Source organism: Pseudoalteromonas sp. McH1-42, from assembly GCF_022347845.1.
GTDB classification, from domain to species: domain Bacteria; phylum Pseudomonadota; class Gammaproteobacteria; order Enterobacterales; family Alteromonadaceae; genus Pseudoalteromonas; species Pseudoalteromonas rubra_D.
The window spans coordinates 113450-132455 of record NZ_JAKRFU010000009.1 but is presented as its reverse complement, the minus strand read 5'-3'; the positions used below and the strand labels follow the sequence as shown (position 1 = coordinate 132455).

Below are 19006 nucleotides of genomic sequence, written 5' to 3'. Positions count from 1 at the left end.
CTTGCGTTTTCGATGATGTCAGTGGATTAGAGAATTTGATTTTCTTTCCACATTTGCTCTTTTGCGAGACGCTTCTTACGTTTGTCGCACGGGTCATCACAATCACAGATCTTGTCGATACCCATAGAGCCCAGACCGCCACAACTGCTGGCCATTGATTTCTTTTGTACTATGACCCCGACTGCCATCGCAACGGCGATCAATAACAACAACCCAAAGGTAAGTAAAAATAGTGACATTTCAGGCCTCTTTTGCATATCCATCCGCTATCGCGGACTGGTGACGGTTAATTGTGCTCATTATATAACTAAACGCACCTAAGTTAAAACGTTCGCGATGCAGATCTCATTATAAATAAGGTATGAACGCACTGCTGGGGTAAACCTCCAGGCCTTCATCACTTTTGCTGATCAAATAGACTGGCAGGTTATGTAACTCCGCGTATGCTCTCGCCCGTTCAGTCCCCATCACAGTTAGGGCCGTAGCGAGGCCATCGGCGGTCATCGCAGATGGGTGCAATACAGTTACAGACACCAGGTCGTGTTTAACAGGCTTACCCGTGCCCGGGTCAATCAGATGGGTGAAGGTCTCGCCATCCATTTCATAGAAAATACGATAGTCGCCTGAAGTTGCAACACTGTTCTTACCTGGCTCAATCACTTTATGGATTTGTCGTTGCCCAACCGGTGCATCCGGTTTTTCAATGGCAATACGCCAGGGCTCATCATCAGGTTTAGTGCCCGACAATCTCAGCTCACCACCAATTTCAACCATATAGTTGCTGATACCGTGCGACTCAATCAGTTCCGCCACTTTATCTATGCCATAACCTTTTGCCGTGGCAGAGAAAGACAATTCCAGATGATCCAACGTTTTGGCCAAACCTGCTTCTGTCAGAGTCAGTTTATCGAGGCCAATTTGCTCACGCATTTGCGCCAGCTGCTGCTCAGAAGGTCGCTTGGTCGGACGCTTGTCAGGGCCAAACCCCCACAAATCGATTAAAGGTCCCATGGTGACATCCAGTGTCTGAGTTGACAAACCCAGTCGGATTGACTCAGCAATCACCTTCCTGAAATCATCACTGATCGGCATGACCTGGTTGGCAGCCAGACGATTGAACTCGTTGATCTCTGAATCCGGAATATAGGTCGACATAGATTGATTCACCGCTTTAAGCGCGGCCTCAACCTCAGTATGTAACTGCTCTTTAGTCAGTATGCTTTGCTGTGGAAAAGCCTTAATGTTATAGGTTGTACCCATCGTACTGCCCTGTAACACAATAGGCTCAGCTGATTTGTTTGCCTGGCCACATGCCACAAGCAGCATACTTAATAAGAAAATGAAACAGAACTGGCTCTGTCTTAGCATCAGTGTCATCCCTTGTGTTTCATACCAATTTCACTTAATACCTGTTCAATTTGACGGAGCAAATATGACGCTAACTGTGTTAAAAATTTCTCATTTAGAACCTTTACCTAAGGTATAAGTTCGCAAATTTTTGCCTTGTTATCGAACATATTTTCTCGCCTCAAAATAGAGCACTTAATTAAGCAAATTGGTATCGTTTGCCAGTAACCCCCGCTCTGTACGGAGCATTACCCATAAAAAAAGCCCCTCAGCATGACTGCTAAGGGGCTTCTATTTTATCTTAAAAACCACTTTAAGATCATATGTATTTCAGCTTAACCACCGAAGTCATCAAGCAGGATGTTTTCATCTTCAACACCCAGGTCTTTCAGCATGTTGATAACCGCCGCGTTCATCATCGGTGGTCCACACATGTAGAATTCACAGTCTTCTGGTGCTTCATGATCTTTCAGGTAGTTTTCATAAAGTACGTTGTGGATGAAGCCTGTGTAGCCTTCCCAGTTGTCCTCTGGCTGAGGATCGGAAAGTGCAACATGCCACTGGAAGTTATCGTTTTCAGCCTGCAGGCCGTCAAAGTCTTCCACGTAGAACATTTCACGCTTAGAACGTGCACCGTACCAGAATGACATCTTACGATCAGAGTTAAGACGCTTAAGCTGGTCGAAAATGTGTGAACGCATAGGCGCCATACCAGCACCACCACCAACGAAGACCATTTCTGCATCTGTGTCTTTGGCGAAGAACTCACCGAACGGACCAGAAATTGTGACTTTGTCGCCTTCTTTCAGAGACCAGATGTACGATGACATCTTACCACAAGGCAGGCTCAGGTTATTAGGCGGCGGCGTCGCAATACGTACGTTCAGCATGATGATGCCGTACTCTTCCGGGTAGTTCGCCATTGAGTATGCACGGATTGTTTCGTCGTCAACTTTAGATTCCAGGTTAAAGAAGCCAAAGCGCTCCCAGTCCGGACGATATTCATCAGGAATATCAAAGTCTGCGTACTTAACATGGTGTGCAGGCGCTTCAATCTGAATGTAACCACCCGCGCGGAAAGGTACAACCTCACCGTCAGGGATACCCAGTTTAAGCTCCTTGATGAAGGTTGCTTTGTTATCGTTAGAGATAACCGTACATTCCCACTTCTTCACACCGAAGATTGAGTCTTCAACTTCAATCTCCATATCTGTTTTTACTGCAACCTGACACGCCAGACGACAGCCTTCACGGGCTTCACCTTTGGTGATGTGATCAAGTTCAGTTGGCAAAATGTCACCACCACCAGAGTGTACGTGGACACGACACTGGCCGCATGAACCACCACCACCACAGGCAGATGAAATGAAGATGCCAGCATCAGCCAGTGAGCTTAGTAGCTTACCGCCTGGTGCAGATTTAATTGCTTTTTCAGGATCGCCATTAATGCCGATCATGATGTCACCGCTAGGTACCAGCTTAGATTTCGCTGCAATGATGATAAGTACCAACACCACAACGATAGCGATGAACATACTTACACCTAATACAATAGTTTCCATCGTATAGTTTCCTCGCTACCTTAAAGTGAAATACCAGAGAATGACAGGAAGCCGAAGCCCATCAGACCTACAGTGATAAAGGTAATACCCAGACCACGCAGACCATCAGGAATATCAGCGTACTTCATTTTCTCGCGAAGACCTGCTAGCAATACGATAGCAAGTGCCCAGCCCACACCAGAACCTAAGCCAAAGATCACTGACTCACCGAAGTTCAGGTTACGCTCAACCATGAAGGATACCGCACCAAAGATTGCACAGTTAACTGTGATCAGTGGCAGGAAGATACCCAGAGCGTTGTAAAGTGCCGGGAAGAACTTGTCCAGAGTCATTTCAAGGATCTGTACAAGTGCCGCGATTACACCGATAAATGTCAGGAACTTCAGGAAGCTTAAATCAGCTTCAGGGAAACCTAACCACTCAAGTGCGCCCGGTGCCAAAATAGCGTGATAAACCACGTTGTTTACTGGTACAGCAACGCCCAGTACGAAGATTACCGCAACACCCAGACCGAATGAGGTAGTGACTTTCTTAGATACAGCCAGGAAAGTACACATCCCCAGGAAGAAAGATAGCGCTAAGTTTTCAACGAAAACCGCTTTTACAAATAAACTCAGATAATGTTCCATCTCTCTCCCCTTATGCCTTAGCTTCTACTTGGTCTTTCTTCCAGGTACGTAGTGCCCAGATGAATACACCTACCAGGAAGAACGAGCTAAATGGCATAACCAACAGACCCATAGGCTGGTACCAACCGCCGTTAGAGATCAGTGGCAGTATTTCAACACCGAACAGTGCACCAGCACCGAACAGCTCACGTACAAAGCCAATCGCGATCAGGACAACTGAGTAACCAAGACCGTTACCAATACCATCCAGGAATGACATCAGAGGTGGCGACTTCATTGCGTATGCTTCGGCACGACCCATTACGATACAGTTGGTAATGATCAGACCAACGAATACCGTCAGTTCTTTCGCCGTGGCATAAACAAATGCCTGTAGCACCTGGTCTACAACGATAACCAGAGACGCGATGATGGTCATCTGAACAATGATCCGTACACTTGACGGAATGTGGTTACGGATCATAGAGATGAACAAGCTTGAGAACGCAGTTACCACAGTCAATGCAATTGACATGATCAATGCGTTTTTCAGGCTTGAAGTTACTGCCAGCGCAGAACAGATACCCAGTACTTGCAGTGCAATTGGGTTATTTGCAAAGACAGGTCCAAACAGGACTTGCTTCATTTCTTTTGAGTTAGCCATTAGTTCAATGCCCCTTCACGTACTTTCGCAAGGAATGGACCAAACGCATCGTCGCCTGTCCAGAACGTAAATGTATTTTCAACACCGTTAGACGTTAACGTTGCACCAGACAGACCATCTACTTTATGTACATCACTACCCGCAGTGCCTTTTACTACGTCGATTGGTAGCTTTTTGCCTTGCCAGGTTGCAGTCCATCTTGGGTTTTGGATTTCGCCACCCAGACCCGCAGTTTCAGTGTGCTGGTAGAATTTGATTGCCTGAATGGTTTCACCGTCCAGGTCCAATGCTACGAAGCCGTACATGATACCCCAAAGACCGTAACCCTGAATTGGCAGGATCACAGACTCAAATTTACCATTGCTGTTCTTAGCAAGGTAAACCGGAGACTCAGTCGTCATACGCTGAACGCCCGCAACGTCTTTTGCTTTTGGCAAAGCAACACTGCGCGCCGCATCGAACTTAGTCATAGTGAAATCGAATGAGTTAGGATCTGTGTCTACAAACTCACCGGTCTTCATATCTACAACGCGTGCGTCAATCACTTGATTGTAGGTTTCTGACACGTTCTCAACGTTCTCAACGCCAGCAGCCGCCAAAATGTTGCGCTGCACGTCTTCGATTTTGTTTGCCTGTTGTAGTGGGCGAAGCTGTACTGCCGCAAAAGATACGACAACCGCACACACTAAACATAAGCCAACAACAACGCCTAGCGTTTTGCCGATAGATTCATTGTTACTAGACACGTGCTAATCTCCTCTTCACATTAGACTGCACAACCATGTGGTCGAAAAGTGGTGCGAACAGGTTTGCGAATAGAATTGCTAACATCATACCTTCTGGATATGCCGGGTTAACAACACGGATAAGCACAACCATTACACCAATCAATGCACCATATGCCCACTTACCTTTGTCTGTGAAAGAGGCAGATACCGGGTCAGTTGCCATGAAGAACATACCGAATGCAAAACCACCCAGTACTAAGTGCCAGTGCCAAGGCATAGCGAATACAGTGTTAGTTTCTGAACCGATCATGTTCAGCAGCATAGACATCACTACCATACCCAGGAAAGTACCCAGGACGATGCGCCACGATGCGATACGAACATAAATCAGGAACAAACCACCAATCATGATAGCCAGTGTAGAGGTTTCACCTACTGAACCTTGAATAAAGCCGTAGAATGCGTTCCACCACAGTACCATGTTGTCATAATCAAGCGCGCCTGTTGCAGCCTGACCCAGGTAAGTTGCACCTGAGAAAGAGTCTACCGCTGTCCACACTGTGTCACCTGAGATGTCACCTGGGTATGCGAAGAACAGGAATGCACGACCAGCCAGTGCCGGGTTCAGGAAGTTACGGCCTGTACCACCGAAGACTTCTTTTGCTACCACAACACCGAAGGTGATACCCAGCGCAACTTGCCACAGCGGGATCGTTGCAGGCAAGATCAGGGCAAACAGTACTGATGTTACGAAGAAACCTTCATTTACTTCGTGCTTACGCACAGAAGCAAATAACACTTCCCAGAAACCACCGACAATAAACACTGTCGCGTAAATTGGTAGGAAGAAACAGGCCCCGTAGAACATCTTTGCGCCCCAGCCAGAATCGGCTGTTAGCTCACCGCCAAACAGCTGGAATAATGCTGCCTGCCAAGTGTTTGCGATTTCAAAACCATTGCCAATCGCAATAGCAGCCTGATGGCCAATGTTGAACATACCGAAGAACATAGCTGGGAATGTCGCCATCCAAACTAAGATCATGATACGTTTCAGGTCGATATTATCACGTACGTGAGTGCCGCCTTTGTTGACATAACCTGGCGTGTAGAAAACAGTTGCTACTGCTTCGTACAGGGCATACCACTTCTCGTGTTTACCGCCAGGTTCAAAGTGAGGTTCAATGTCTTCTAAAAATTTCTTTAAGGCCATTTTAACCTTCCTTCTCGATTGTAGTCAGGCAATCACGCAAGATTAATCCATAGTCGTATTTGCCTGGACAAACGAAAGTACACAACGCCAGATCTTCTTCATCCAGCTCTAGCGCACCCAGTGAAATCGCGCTGTCCAAATCACCAGAGATCAGGTCACGCAACAACAGAGTTGGCAGGATATCAAGCGGCATTACACGCTCATAGTTACCAATTGGCACCATCGCACGCTTTGAGCCACCGGTAGAGGTGGTCATCTTGAACAGACGACTTGGCGCAAAGTGAGAGATGAAAGTACGCGTTACAGAGAACTTAGTACTACCTGGTGCGATCCAGCCAAACAGCTCTTTCTCGCGACCTTCAGACAGCACAGAAACCTGTACATGATAACGACCCAGGTAAGCATGAGGACCAGCGGCTGTTTTACCAGCTAACACAGAGCCAGAAATGACCCGGTTTTCACCATCTTCAGTTTCACCTGCAACTAAATCGGTTAACGACGCACCAACTTGAGTTTTAACAAGACGTGGGTTCTTCACACTCGGACCGGCTAAAGCAACAACACGGTCTGAGTAGATTTCACCACTTAGGAATAGCTTACCGAAAGCAATTACGTCCTGGTAACCCAGGTGCCATACTTGCTTGTTTGGACCGACAGCATCGAGATTGTGGATGTGTGTACCAACCAGACCAGCAGGGTGAACACCCGCAAACTCATGTACTTCTACCTGAGAAAGCGAAGAGCTCGGCACCTTACTGCCAGATTGCTTACACACAAACACTTTGCCGTCAGTCAGACGCGAAACCACAGCCAGACCAGCTTCAAACGCTTCCACGTTTTCAGCGATCACAACGGCAGGATCCGCAGCTAGAGGGTTAGTGTCGATTGCGGTAACAAAGATCGAGCTTGGCGACGCGCTAGGTACGGCTACACGACTGAAAGGACGTGCACGCAACGCTGGCCATTGACCCGATTCGATCAGCACTTCTTTCACTTTTTCACGATCCAGGTTGCCGAGTTCAGCAGCCGGGAACTTTTCAAAAGTGATTTGCTCATCGCCCTGTACTTCAATCACAACAGACTGAAGAACACGCTTGGCTCCACGGTTGATTTCTTTTACTACACCAGAGGCTGGCGCAGTAAACTTGACGCCAGGATTCTTTTTGTCTTCAAAAAGAACTTGGCCTTTCTTGACTTGGTCATCCACACGAACTCGCATGGTTGGACGCATACCAATAAACTCTTCACCCAACACAGCTACTCGTTTGACAGCAGAACCATCATGAATAACTTGCTGTGGTGCGCCCTCTATGGGTAAGTCCAGACCTTTTTTTATGTTGATCATACGCACTTGCATTACATTAACGGAAAGAAATTGATAAATCTTTACTTACCACGGCACTATTCTCTGAGTTGTATTGGAGTCAAAGAGCTGGCACAACATACACAAAGTCGGGCCAACCTGTCCGCAACGGGAAACGAGCACCGTGGTATATAGTCCTTACATATTTCCGCAATTTTAACATTAATCGTACTGACTATGCGAGTGGAAATATGAAAATAATACGACTTAACAATGGATTTAGTTCATCAGGTGTCACTGCAAGAATCTAAATATAGACCAAAGTGGTATTGATGAGAAATTGACAGTACTGCTGGGGGGAATATTCTTAATGAAGGGTACGCAATGAAACGGGCGAAATCAGCGATTTCGCCCGTCTGACGACTAGATTAGGTGGTTAATCTCAACCGCCGTATTCACGTCTGCATCATAGTCAACTGACTCGATGCCAAAACCAAATAGCTTCAGGAATTCATTGTGATAACCGACGTAATCAGTCAGCTCATCGATACTGTCTGTGTCGACTTTATCCCAGATCACTTTTATGCGCGCCTGAACTCCGTCTTCCAGTTCTTTGTAGTTCTGGAACAGGTGACCACCGTCATCAAAGCGTGGGGTATCTCCGTATAGGTTTTCACTGAATAACCCCTGGATCTGCTCAATTGTCCCTTCATAGGTACCGTCTTCTTTGGTCACTTTGAACAAAGTAGAGATATACAGGGGCATAATTGGGATAGCAGAGCTTGCCTGAGTCACGACCGCATTCAATGAAGCAACATAGGCTTCACCGTTTAAGTGCGCAGTTGACGCTTTAATTGCATCTGTCGCGCGATCCAGGTCTTCTTTGGCTTTGCCTATGGTCGCATGACCATAGATAGGCCAGGTCAGCTCTTTACCGATATAAGTATATGCCGTCGTTTTGAACCCTTCAGCAAGCACATCCGCTTCTTTCAGTGCCTCCAGCCACAACTCCCAATCTTCACCGCCCATCACTTTCACTGTATTGGCGATTTCTTCTTCATTGGCCGCTTCAACGGTCACTTCATCAATGATCCGCTTAGACGTATTCAGATTCTTGGTTGTGATGGTTTGACCAATTGGCTTTAGCACCGATGAAAAGGTCTCGCCCGATTTAGGATCAGTACGACGCGGTGATGCCAGACTGTAGATGATCAAATCAACTTTGCCCATTTCAGCCTTGATGGTCTCAATCGCTTTGGCTTTAAGCTCATCCGAGAATGCATCACCATTGATGTTTTTTGACCACAGGCCAGCCTCATCGGCAGCCTGCTGAAATGCAGCGGTATTATACCAACCCGCTGACGCCGGCTTTTTCTCTGTACCTTCTTTTTCGAAGAAGATACCCAGTGTTTTTGCACCAGCGCCAAAAGCAGCGGTGATACGAGAAGCCAGGCCATAACCGGTGGAAGCACCGATCACCAGGACATTTTTAGGACCATTATTTATTGGGCCCTGAGCCTTAACATAAGCAATTTGTTCTTTTACGTGCTCAGCACAGCCCACCGGGTGAGCATTGGTACAGATAAAACCACGGATCTTAGGTTTGATGACCATGTCTATTCCTACATATTCTGTATTATGAAAACTGCGTTAGTTTAAATGCAGATCCTGCAAACACAGGTCTGATCACTCACTATCAAATTTCGAGCCGCCCAGACAGCTCGGTGAATCAGGGACTTCGCCATGCTGTTCGGCATATTCTTCCGGGGTATAAGTGTGAATGGCTAGCGCATGAATATGATGTGCCAACTCCTCCTTTAATACCTCATTAATCAAGCGATGGCGTTGTAATAAACGCTGTCCCGCGAATTTTTCGCTGACAGCAATCACTTTGAAATGTGACTCGCTACCCCGGCTGTGCATATGACTTTCGTTAATAACATTGAGATGTTTGCACGCGATGGCGTCTGCAAGCTTACTGTAGATTTGTTGTTGCATTGACATAACTCACTCCCGATGCGGAGAAAATTTAGCGCATACTATACGCACTTATGCACCATTAACCAACTGTTCTGAATGTCAGGTTGATCCGTCCCTGAGTGACGCGCGCTTGTTTCGGCAGTGCATGCTGATAGTCATGCTGACTGCGCCCCGTCATCAGTAACCCACTTCCCGTCGGCAAAGGCAGAGTCAGGGTTTCCTGAGTCTGCTTATGGCGAATTTTGAAATTGCGCGTCGCCCCCAGCGACATAGAGAAAATCGTCGGATTCAGTCCAAGCTCGGCTTCATCGTCACTGTGCCAGCCCATGCTGTCCTGCCCATCCCGATACCAGTTAACAAGCAGTGCATTAAAGTCGTGACCAAACTGGCGACTCAGGCGTGCGCGCATGGCGCTGAGTACATCCGGCCAGGGGGCATTCTCAAGCACAGTGCCCGAATAACCATATGACACAGACTTATCAGCAATAAAACACTGTAGTCTGGGGATCGGTGTAGTTCGACCAAACAAGGTAATGGTGGGCTGTTGCCAATCCAAGGAGGATGCCAGGTGGGTATAAAACGCAAGGCTTTTTTCAAAGCTCAGACAAGCTGGCAGATATTCAAAACCCGGCGGCAATTGTGGTGTTTGCCCGGGCAAACATTCTTTGTTCAGTCTCGACATGCTATATTACGTGTTCTGTTAGTTCTGCTGCGCTTTGCTAGTGTGCAAGGTGATAGCACCAACCTTGAGTGAGATTCACCCCATCATGATCACCGACGCTGTATTGGCTGGCACGGCTCTGACCCTGCATCGTTTTCCCCTTGAGCAAAAAAACCGTAGTCTGCAAGCCTGGGATGCGGCCGACGAATATCTACTGGATCATATTACCACAGCCTATCCGGATGCACGCGATATCCTAATCTTGAATGATGCCTTTGGCGCATTAAGCTGTACGCTGGCTGCACGGCTAAAAGATCACGCGCAGTGGCATATTACCCAAGTAAGTGATTCTTTTGTGGCGCAACAGGCAACCCGCCACAATTTGGCAGAAAACCAGCTGGAGTGGGTACTGGATGAAACTAAACTCACTCAGCTAGATAGTCTCGCAACCTTGCCGGAACAGTGCGATCTGATCCTCATAAAAGTGCCCAAAAATGCCGGGTTGCTGCAACATCAATTATCCCAACTCAGCCACCTGGCTGCAGGTATCCCTATTGTAGCAGCGGGCAAAGCCAAAGAGATCCATACCTCGACACTCAAGAGTTTCAGCCACTTTATGCAACCGCCAACCACCAGCCTGGCAGTTAAAAAGTCCCGATTGATCTTTTGTACCACCACAGGTAAACCCGTTGCAGATAAATTTCCGGTCAGCTGGGCGCTGGAAAACACCCCTTTCACAATACATAACCATGCCAATGTATTCTCAAGAGACTCTCTGGATATCGGCGCCCGATTCTTTATGAACTATCTGCCGGCAGGTAAAAAGCCATTGCGGGTGATAGATCTAGGCTGCGGAAACGGTGTAATTGGCTTGCAAACACTGGCGCGGATGCCAAATGCACAGGTAACATTTGTCGATGAATCAGCGATGGCCGTTGCCAGTGCTCGCGAAAACGTCACTCACAACCTCTCTGACAGAGTAGATGACTGCCAGTTTATTCAAAATGATTGTCTCAGCGACTTTTCTCCCAACTCCGCCGATCTGGTATTATGCAACCCGCCGTTTCATCAGGCACAGGCCATTACCGATCACATTGCCTGGCAAATGTTCTTACAAGCTAAGCACACCCTGAGAAATGGCGGGGAGTTACGGATCATTGGCAATCGCCACCTTGATTACCTTGATAAGTTGCAGCGCCTGTTCGGGAATTGTAAGGTGATAGGCAATAATAAAAAGTTTACCGTATTAAGTTCTATTAAAAGGAGCTAATCATGCGCTTAGCATTTTCTGCATCTCTCTTTGGTGCAGCCCTCAGTTTACTCGCAGGGTGCAGCAGTGCACCTAAAACAGTGATCCTCAACCCCAGCTATCAGGGTGGTAATATCAGTCAGTTGTCGCAAACCCTGGCGATTAAGGTGATCGATAACCGGACAACCAAGTTCACCATTAAAGTACTGGAACAGGAACCAGCAGTTTATCTGCCAAATGCAGATCTACCAGTCACCTTAAACAAATTACTGACACAGGCGCTTGAGGCCAACGGGGTGACACTGTCACCACAGAGCGATACACAGCTGACCCTGCGTATTCGCACCTTTATTGCCAAAGTCGATGAGACGCTTAGTCGCCACGAAAGTACAGCACATGCCGAATTTGTTGTAGAGATAAGTAAAGGACAACGCACATTTTCCAAGCCCTTCACTGGTGAAGCAACATTCAGTAAGCCTCTAAAACATGACCAATCTCAGGTAGAGGGGCAGTTAAACCGCCTTGCTGAGCAGGTAGTCACTCGCATGCTGTCGGACAAAGAACTAATCAACTTTTTGCAACAATAAAAGGCTAAGTTATGCTTCGTATCCTGATCCTGTTGACATTGCTACTGACCAGTAGTTTCTCATTTGCAAACAATAAAGAAGGACGCTTTGTCCAAAAAGATAACCTGTTTCCCAAAGTTCAGCTTAACACCTCGATGGGCAAAGTGATCGTAGAACTGGATCGCTCACGTGCGCCTATTACGGTCAATAACTTTCTCACTTATGTGATCAATGGTGACTATAAAGGGTCAGTCTTTCACCGGGTAGAGCGGGACGAGGCTAATGAGCGTGATTTCGTGATCCAGGGTGGTGGCTATGATAAAGACTATGATGGCATGTTCGAGCGCCCGGCAATCTTTAACGAAAGCGGCAACGGCCTGAAAAACAATATGTACACCATTGCCATGGCTTATCAGGACAATAAACCGCACTCAGGTACCCGTCAGTTCTTTTTCAATATGGATGACAATGACCACCTCAACCCTGGGCGTGGCTGGGGCTTTGCGGTATTTGGTAGTGTCGCGGATGGCTTCGATACACTGGACAAAATCATGCAAGTCGAAACAGACTACAACAAGAAACTGGGTTATACCTTTATACCCAAAAAACCTGTGATCATCCACAGCATTGAAATGCTGCCGGAAGAGACCTTCGAGTAATCGCTTGTCAGCATCGCCCCGCCTCATAACGGGGCGATGCTGCATTGGAAAACACTATGATCATTTCATCCAGCCTGCGTGATTATGTAAGTTACTATCGCGACAGACGTCTGCTCACTGTCTTTGCTTTTGGGGTCAGTCAGGGCTTCCCATGGGTTTTAATTGGCTCAGTGATGTCCGCCTGGCTCAAAGACGAAGGGCTTAGCCGCAGTATGATAGGGTTATTTGGCATTGTATTCAGTGCCTACACCATTAACTTCTTATGGTCCCCACTACTGGATCGGGTTCGTCTGCCATTACTTACCCAATGGCTGGGGCAGAGACGCAGCTGGATCGCTGCTGGACAACTGATTGTTGCACTGTCAGCACTGGCTTTAAGTCAGGTTGACCTCAAAACCGATCTTTATCAAGCCGCATTATTGTGTTTCATTATTGCTCTGAGCGCGGCTACCCATGATATTGCAATAGACGCCTACCGGATTGACATCCTGCCACCAGAAGAAAGTGAAAAGTCCACCGCGGCCGCTGCAATGGCAACATCAGGATGGTGGAGTGGCTATGCCCTGCTTGGAGCCATCCCGTTTTTTGCGGCAGATTTACCGGGTGTCAGCTGGCCAGAGATATATACATTGCTCGCAGCCATCATGCTGGCACTATTTGTGGTCACGCTCAGTGCCCATGAACCTCAGTCTCACCGGGAGCACACACAGCAACAACTACAAGCGCAATATCAGTCACGACTTGGCGGGCTGGAACACAATCGACTGCAGCGTATTCTGGCCTGGTTGGCTGTCACCCTGGTTGAGCCGTTTCGCAGCTTCTTTAGCCGCAATGGAGTCAAAACGGCCCTGGCCCTGTTGGCCTTTATTTTTCTGTTTAAAATTGGTGAGGCCTTTTTGGCACGCATGTCTATCGTGTTCTACAAAGAGATTGGCTTTAGCAACAGCCAGATAGCTCAGTATTCAAAACTGGGAACCGGCCTTATCACAATTATCTTTGCGTTTCTGGGCAGCATCTTCAATCACAAATACGGCATCGTAAAAGGCCTGTTTATCAGTGGTGTTGCCATGGCAGCATCTAATTTGATGTTTTCCTGGATAGCCGTTGCAGGCCCCAAGGAGCACCTGTATGCCCTCGCTATTGTCATAGATGGATTTACCCAGGCCTGGTCGCTGGTCGCTATGGTGGCCTTCATTTCGATGTTATGTGATCGTGCTTTTAGTGCAACCCATTATGCATTGCTCGCCTCACTCGGTAGCCTAGGTCGTACGGTGCTCTCCAGCTACAGTGGAGTCGTAATTGATGACTGGTTAGGGGGTAACTGGGCGGTATTTTTCGCGCTAACAGCATTGATGGTAGTGCCTTCATTGATATTCTTATACGTAATCCGTCATAAGCTTTATCAAATTGAGCAGAATTATCACAATCAGGGAAAATAATGGTAAGAAAAAAGCGTGGTATATCTGGTCCATGCTAAAAGATAGAGGTGCTGTTCCTTGCACCTTCACTTATACCGGCAATGCCAGCGGGTTACATCTGCTCTTCTTTGATCAGAGCCAGACCTTCATATGGGTCGACTTCCAGCGCTTCACAGTAACGCAGAAATTCAATCACATCTAAACGACGTTCCTGATTCTCAATTTTGCCAATGAAAGAATGTGGTGTACCTAACACCTGGGCCAGACTGCGCATTGTATGACCTTTCTCGTGACGCTTTGATTTAAGCCACTTAGTCAACTTACTGTTTTCCTCAGAAGAAACCGTTTTCCCCATCATAATAAAACATCTCCTACTCGATGATTAATTAATGCTGCCGTACGAAATTTGCCCGTCTCGACCGGCAGCTTGTTTTATAACAGGACACATAATCTGGGCATAAAACACCCAATTTGCCTGCCCTGTTCCTATGTACCAAATTAGGTATAGACGATCTTTTCTCTAACACCTAATTAAATTTGCAACTTTCTTACCTAAAATAGAGAGGTAAGATTACTGTGACACTTTAACAAAAATTTTATATCTTGTACCAGTATACGAAATAATTTATTTTTTCTTTAAAAAATAGTGGTTTAGCGCTAATCTGTCATAAAGTAACAAATTTTGGGAGAATTTTTGATGATCCGGCTCATATTTTTGCTACCCATTTTGCTCTGTTTGGGTTGGTATTACTTTTTACGTGTAAATGGCGTGCCACTCAAACAAGGCAAACGCGGATTCATCTATATTCTCGCTTTTTCCACTCTGGTACTGGGATTTTTTGTTCTGATGATCCACCTTACCAACCCAGGATAGCCAGCGCCGTGCAGGCTTAAACACCAGCATTTTGCTCTCACACGGGTACTTTATCAAACTGTGCAGAAAAAAGATGGTCGCTTTTGGTCTAATTTTAGATACAAAAAGGCCATGCTTGTGCATGGCCTTTGAGAATAGAAGTGATACATCAGGATGACTTTATACGCTGAAGCTCGCACCACAACCGCACGTAGTGGTTGCGTTAGGATTACTGACAAAAAAGCGTGCTCCTTCCAGACCCTCAGTGTAATCAACCTCACCATCAACCAGATACTGAATGCTCATTGGATCAACGACCATGGACACCCCGTTTTTCTCAATTTCCAGGTCACCCGGATTGGTTTTTTCGTCAAAGGTAAATCCGTACTGAAACCCAGAACACCCACCGCCGGTCACATACACTCGCAGCTTAAGGTTAGGGTTTTCTTCTTCTGAGATAAGTTCTTTCACACGACTTGCTGCCGCGTCGGAAAATTTAATTGGTATCTGATCAGACATGTGTATTCGACCCCTGTACATTTAATAGCGGAATTATCTAATACCTGACTATTTTAATCAAGTATAGACTGGCACTCATCCGGCAACGAGATCCACCTTCTCTATCCTGCGTTAACTAGTCGTTTGATTTACTTAATTACAAGGACTTAGATTATTTGATACACTTATCCACCAAGTGTACTATGCTACTTCTGCTGTCTTCCCGGAAATCAAGCACCACAGCGCTGACTTTGGCGAGTGTTCGGGCATTATGAAAAACCTCAGGATTGAGCTAGTACAGGCAGCTAGGCAGGACAACTGCACTCGCAACAAATCAGATTCTCAACAGGCCAATATTGTATGTCGTTCGATAATGTACGCCGTCGCTTAGCGAAACCCAAAACTTCCATCCAGCTTTGCTTACTGGGAATTGGTGCCGGCTTAATTGCAGCAATATTGATCATCTTGTTTCGTCTCACCATCATGCTGGTGCAAAGCACTTTTTTAGACAGTCCCGATGACTTCACCACCTTGCCTGAACATCAGCGCGTGCTGCTGCCGGTTGGTGCCGCGTTACTGATCGCCCTGTTTGCCAGCCTGACCGGGTTTAAACACTATCGCCTCGGCATCCCGTTTGTGATCTATCGTATCAAACAGCATTATGGACAAATGCCCATCTGGAACTCCGTCAATCAATTTTTCGGGGGTGCTGTGGCACTCATCAGTGGCTTTTCAGTCGGACGCGAAGGTCCGTCCGTACACATGGGTGCGACGGGTGCCAGTATTCTGGCCGAGCGCCTGCATTTGCCAATGAACGCCGCCCGGACATTGGCCGGATGCGGTGTTGCAGCGGGCATTGCAGCTTCGTTTAATACCCCTCTGGCCGCCGTCATCTTTGTTATGGAAGTGGTACTGCGGGAATACAAAATTCACATCTTCGTGCCAATTATGCTCGCAGCAGTGACCGGTGCCTTGGCAACGCAATACGTGTTTGGTCACGATCTGGAGTTATCACTCATCAGCGTCTCGGCATTGTCATTCTGGCATTATCCATTTTTGATTCTGTGTGGTTTTGTGCTGGGTGCCATTGCTTTTGCATTTAATCAGAACCTGATGATGATCATTAAAACCTTTAAGCCCATTAGCATGTTTCCTCGCCTGATGCTGGCCGGGTTGTTGGCCGGACTGATAGGCTACCTGGTGCCGGAAGCCATGGGCTCGGGAATGAGCGCCATCAAAATAGCTGTTGAAACACCCGGCGAGTTACAACTACTGACCACCATTTTGATAGCCAAGCTACTGGCAACCATCTTTGCCATTGGCCTGGGGATCCCCGGCGGGATCATTGGCCCGGTCATCGGACTGGGAGTCTTAATTGGTACCTTGATGGCGTATTTTGCTCAGTATATTTCTCCTGACGTCAGTGTCGCTGGGACCTACGGCGTTCTGGGCATGGCCGGGTTGCTGGCAGCAACACTGCATGCTCCCCTGGCGGCCCTCACCGCAGTCATGGAGCTGACCTCCAGCCCTCAGATTGTCGTGCCCGCCATGATTGTAATTTCCTGCGCTTATGTCACTGCATTACAAGTCTTTGGGAATCGTTCAATTTTCTTACAACAACTGGATTTCCAGGAGCTCCCCTATCAGGTTTCTCCAGCCAAAGAAGCACTGCAAAAGGTCGGGATTATGGAGGAAATGGACGAGGGCTTTAAACTCCTCTATTCGGATGACAAAGACCAAATAAAAGAAACCTTGTCGGCCATCGACAGTCAGACGCCACTAATAGTGTACGACGAGGAGCATGGTTATCGACTGGCAGAATATGATCTCAGCCTGATTTCAGAGCAGAGCATGACCATCACTTATATCGAACTGCAAGGGCTGAGCACACAAGCTACGCTGGCTGACGCATTTGATATCCTCAAAGACAAGCGCTCTGGCGCCGTCTATGTGTATAATCAAAAAAATAACGAACAAATTATGGGCCTGCTCCGGTGGGATCAGATCCGCCATATTCTTACTATGAGAAACAGCTTGCTGTAATTGTGATTTTAGACAACCCAGAGGTTTTATGACGACGATACTTGTGTACAAAGCGCTACACATCTTTTTTATGGTTGCCTGGTTTGCCGGGATATTCTATCTGCCAAGACTGTTTGTTTATCATGCGATGACTGACGAAAAGCCCTGCTCCGCGATGCTTAAAATCATGGAGCGACGCCTGCTCTATTTTGTCACACCTTTTGCGATACTCACCGCAGTATTTGGCGTATTACTCATCACCAGTTATGGTCGAGAGTGGTTTCGTGCCAACTTGTGGCTGCACTACAAATTAATACCGGTCATTATGCTCTATTTGTATCACGCTTATTGCTTCAAGCTGCTGGCAGATTTTAAACATGACCGCAATCAACGCAGTGACCGATTCTATCGCATCTTTAACGAGTTTCCGGTGATATTACTGCTGATCATCATCCTGCTCGCCATCTTGAAACCAGTTTTCTGATATCAGTCTGTGACGGCGACTTAGCCGTCATTTTCCACGCCTAAAAAACAGAATTGTGCTATTATGTCGCTCCAGTTACTCAACGCAGCGTGCCTGATGCGCCCTGTTTTGCGAGCTCGGTTAGGAGTGCTCCCCGCCTCCTGTTGTCAATCTGTGATTAGGAATCGCCGCATGTTAAGTTTCCAAGGTGAAAACATCCTCTCCGTCAACGAACTCGACAGAGAAGCCATTGAGCTGATTTTCAATGTTGCTAAGAAAATGGAACCCTACGCTAAAAAGTACAAACGCACCAATGTGCTCGAAGGTGCTGTCTTAGCCAATCTGTTTTTTGAACCCAGTACCCGAACGCGTGTCAGTTTCGGAACCGCTTTTAATCTGCTGGGTGGTACGGTCCGTGAGACCACAGGTATGCAAAGTTCCGCTTTAGCAAAAGGGGAATCCCTGTATGACACCGCCCGCGTGATCTCCGCTTATGCCGATGCCGTCGCAATGCGCCATCCGGATGCTGGCTCCGTTGCGGAATTTGCCACAGGCTCAGACGTCCCGGTGATCAACGGCGGAGATGGTCCAAATGAACACCCAACCCAGGCTTTGCTGGATCTGTTAACCATTGAGCGAGAACTAGGTCGTTTCGAACGCGGCATTGACGGGATGCACATCGCCCTGGTTGGCGACCTGAAATATGGCCGTACCGTTCACTCACTGTCTAAGCTGCTATGCCACTATAAAAATGTGCGCTTTTCTATGGTCGCCCCGGACGGTTTGCAAATGCCGGACTATATTCTGGATGCCGTCAGCAACGCAGGTCACCACATTGAACTGGTCTCAAAAATGGAAGGCAACCTGGCAGCAGACATCGTCTATCAAACCCGCATTCAGGAAGAACGCTTCCCGTCACAGGAAGAAGCCAATAAATATCGCGGTGGTTTTCGTATCAGCCAGGCCATTTACGATGCACACTGTAAGCCAGAGTCCGTATTGATGCACCCGCTGCCCCGTGATAGCCGTGGCGATGCCAATGAACTGGATAACGACTTAAATAATAATGACAACCTGGCCATCTTCCGTCAGGTTCAAAACGGCGTGTTGATCCGTATGGCGTTGTTTGCACTGACACTGGGCGTTGCCGACAAGGTTGAGCAATACGAAGTAGACGTGCCCTGGTTCAGTCGCAAACGCGAAGCCTAATCTACT

21 protein-coding genes are annotated in these 19006 nt (G+C 47.3%); 8 read left to right on the top strand and 13 right to left on the bottom strand.

Annotated elements, in window-relative coordinates:
* Positions 1–26 precede the first annotated feature (26 nt).
* The 11 genes from nqrM to MHN31_RS09540 form a co-directional block, all read right to left on the bottom strand.
* Positions 27–239 (bottom strand): (Na+)-NQR maturation NqrM, encoded by a 213-nt coding sequence (gene nqrM / locus MHN31_RS09590; protein ID WP_010382924.1) that lies wholly within the window; start codon positions 237–239, stop codon positions 27–29.
* Positions 240–348: 109 nt separating this feature from the next.
* Positions 349–1377, bottom strand: coding sequence for an FAD:protein FMN transferase (locus MHN31_RS09585; RefSeq protein ID WP_239444157.1), 1029 nt, complete (start codon positions 1375–1377; stop codon positions 349–351).
* 305 nt (positions 1378–1682) lie between these two features.
* Positions 1683–2909 carry an NADH:ubiquinone reductase (Na(+)-transporting) subunit F gene (gene nqrF, locus MHN31_RS09580; protein ID WP_125558002.1) on the bottom strand — a complete coding sequence of 409 codons (1227 nt, stop codon included), beginning with the start codon at positions 2907–2909 and terminating at the stop codon, positions 1683–1685.
* Positions 2910–2929: 20 nt separating this feature from the next.
* Positions 2930–3538 carry an NADH:ubiquinone reductase (Na(+)-transporting) subunit E gene (nqrE, locus tag MHN31_RS09575; RefSeq protein WP_010382927.1) on the bottom strand — a complete coding sequence of 203 codons (609 nt, stop codon included), beginning with the start codon at positions 3536–3538 and terminating at the stop codon, positions 2930–2932.
* 10 nt (positions 3539–3548) lie between these two features.
* Complete coding sequence (locus MHN31_RS09570; RefSeq protein WP_235411014.1) at positions 3549–4181, bottom strand: NADH:ubiquinone reductase (Na(+)-transporting) subunit D; 633 nt, start codon at positions 4179–4181, stop codon at positions 3549–3551.
* A complete protein-coding gene (locus tag MHN31_RS09565; RefSeq protein WP_010382929.1) occupies positions 4181–4927 on the bottom strand; it encodes a Na(+)-translocating NADH-quinone reductase subunit C in 747 nt (248 codons plus the stop codon). The genes MHN31_RS09570 and MHN31_RS09565 overlap by 1 nt, the downstream gene beginning before the upstream one ends.
* Positions 4920–6119: an NADH:ubiquinone reductase (Na(+)-transporting) subunit B gene (locus MHN31_RS09560; protein WP_010382931.1), complete on the bottom strand. Its 1200-nt coding sequence runs from the start codon at positions 6117–6119 to the stop codon at positions 4920–4922. Before MHN31_RS09560 ends, MHN31_RS09565 begins: the two co-directional genes overlap by 8 nt.
* A gap of 1 nt (position 6120) precedes the next feature.
* Positions 6121–7464 carry a Na(+)-translocating NADH-quinone reductase subunit A gene (locus MHN31_RS09555; RefSeq protein ID WP_010382933.1) on the bottom strand — a complete coding sequence of 448 codons (1344 nt, stop codon included), beginning with the start codon at positions 7462–7464 and terminating at the stop codon, positions 6121–6123.
* A gap of 381 nt (positions 7465–7845) precedes the next feature.
* Positions 7846–9036, bottom strand: a complete 1191-nt coding sequence (gene fabV, locus MHN31_RS09550) for an enoyl-ACP reductase FabV (protein ID WP_194866507.1) — start codon at positions 9034–9036, stop codon at positions 7846–7848.
* 72 nt (positions 9037–9108) lie between these two features.
* Positions 9109–9426: a BolA/IbaG family iron-sulfur metabolism protein gene (locus MHN31_RS09545; protein ID WP_010382937.1), complete on the bottom strand. Its 318-nt coding sequence runs from the start codon at positions 9424–9426 to the stop codon at positions 9109–9111.
* 55 nt (positions 9427–9481) lie between these two features.
* Positions 9482–10084, bottom strand: coding sequence for an alpha-ketoglutarate-dependent dioxygenase AlkB (locus MHN31_RS09540; RefSeq protein ID WP_239444156.1), 603 nt, complete (start codon positions 10082–10084; stop codon positions 9482–9484).
* Between the two features lie 85 nt (positions 10085–10169).
* On the opposite strand from MHN31_RS09540, the gene MHN31_RS09535 reads away from it, so the two are divergent.
* The 4 genes from MHN31_RS09535 to MHN31_RS09520 are packed head-to-tail and all read left to right on the top strand — an operon-like array spanning position 10170 to position 13976.
* Positions 10170–11333: a methyltransferase gene (locus tag MHN31_RS09535; protein ID WP_239444184.1), complete on the top strand. Its 1164-nt coding sequence runs from the start codon at positions 10170–10172 to the stop codon at positions 11331–11333.
* A 2-nt stretch (positions 11334–11335) separates the two neighbouring features.
* On the top strand, positions 11336–11899 hold the full coding sequence (locus tag MHN31_RS09530) for a YajG family lipoprotein (RefSeq protein ID WP_125558008.1): 564 nt from the start codon (positions 11336–11338) through the stop codon (positions 11897–11899).
* Between the two features lie 11 nt (positions 11900–11910).
* Complete coding sequence (locus MHN31_RS09525; protein ID WP_125558010.1) at positions 11911–12537, top strand: peptidylprolyl isomerase; 627 nt, start codon at positions 11911–11913, stop codon at positions 12535–12537.
* 56 nt (positions 12538–12593) lie between these two features.
* Entirely contained in the window at positions 12594–13976 is a 1383-nt protein-coding gene (locus MHN31_RS09520) for an MFS transporter (RefSeq protein ID WP_194866510.1), read from the top strand.
* A gap of 91 nt (positions 13977–14067) precedes the next feature.
* Here the strand turns inward: MHN31_RS09520 and MHN31_RS09515 are convergent, their stop codons facing one another.
* Positions 14068–14313 carry a helix-turn-helix transcriptional regulator gene (locus MHN31_RS09515; RefSeq protein WP_010382949.1) on the bottom strand — a complete coding sequence of 82 codons (246 nt, stop codon included), beginning with the start codon at positions 14311–14313 and terminating at the stop codon, positions 14068–14070.
* Positions 14314–14652: 339 nt separating this feature from the next.
* Here MHN31_RS09515 and MHN31_RS09510 point away from each other — a divergent pair, with 339 nt between their 5' ends.
* A complete protein-coding gene (locus MHN31_RS09510; RefSeq protein ID WP_010382951.1) occupies positions 14653–14829 on the top strand; it encodes a hypothetical protein in 177 nt (58 codons plus the stop codon).
* Between the two features lie 159 nt (positions 14830–14988).
* Here MHN31_RS09510 and erpA read toward each other — a convergent pair whose 3' ends face one another.
* Positions 14989–15327: an iron-sulfur cluster insertion protein ErpA gene (gene erpA / locus MHN31_RS09505; protein WP_010382953.1), complete on the bottom strand. Its 339-nt coding sequence runs from the start codon at positions 15325–15327 to the stop codon at positions 14989–14991.
* Positions 15328–15666: 339 nt separating this feature from the next.
* Here erpA and MHN31_RS09500 point away from each other — a divergent pair, with 339 nt between their 5' ends.
* From MHN31_RS09500 to MHN31_RS09490, 3 genes are all read left to right on the top strand, one after another.
* Positions 15667–17349 (top strand): chloride channel protein, encoded by a 1683-nt coding sequence (locus MHN31_RS09500; protein ID WP_125558014.1) that lies wholly within the window; start codon positions 15667–15669, stop codon positions 17347–17349.
* Between the two features lie 28 nt (positions 17350–17377).
* Positions 17378–17812, top strand: a complete 435-nt coding sequence (locus MHN31_RS09495; protein ID WP_010382958.1) for a CopD family protein — start codon at positions 17378–17380, stop codon at positions 17810–17812.
* Between the two features lie 171 nt (positions 17813–17983).
* Positions 17984–19000, top strand: coding sequence for an aspartate carbamoyltransferase (locus tag MHN31_RS09490; protein ID WP_138536259.1), 1017 nt, complete (start codon positions 17984–17986; stop codon positions 18998–19000).
* Positions 19001–19006: the final 6 nt, after the last annotated feature.